This window comes from Hahella sp. CR1 (assembly GCF_029813005.1).
Taxonomy (GTDB): domain Bacteria; phylum Pseudomonadota; class Gammaproteobacteria; order Pseudomonadales; family Oleiphilaceae; genus Hahella.
Genome location: NZ_JAPELK010000058.1, coordinates 1 through 339, shown reverse-complemented (window position 1 = coordinate 339; position 339 = coordinate 1). Strand labels below are relative to the sequence as shown.

At 54.0% G+C, this 339-nt stretch carries 1 protein-coding gene; it reads left to right on the top strand.

Going from position 1 to position 339, the window contains the following annotated elements:
• On the top strand, positions 1-309 hold a 309-nt coding region (locus ONV78_RS31910), incomplete at its 5' end, for an OB-fold nucleic acid binding domain-containing protein (RefSeq protein WP_279508635.1).
• Between the last annotated feature and the right edge of the window lie 30 nt (positions 310-339).

Below are 339 nucleotides of genomic sequence, written 5' to 3'. Positions count from 1 at the left end.
CTGCTAAACCAAAAATCCGGCCTCAAGACCTATGTCGCAGGCGTCGTCATCAACAGGCAACGCCCAAAAACCTCGACCGGGGTCACCTTTCTCACGCTGGAAGACGAAACGGGCTCAATCAATATCATTGTCTGGAAAAAAACCGCATTGGCGCAGATGGACGCTCTCGTCAAAGCGCGACTACTGATGGTCTACGGGGAGATCGATAAGGATAACGAAGGGAGGACTGCGCACGTCATCGCCCACCGGTTGATAGACCTGACGCCACATCTGGAAGGTCTGGAGTCGCCCTCGCGGGACTTTCACTGAGTTTGGGGATTGGTTTGCAGAAGGGATAAG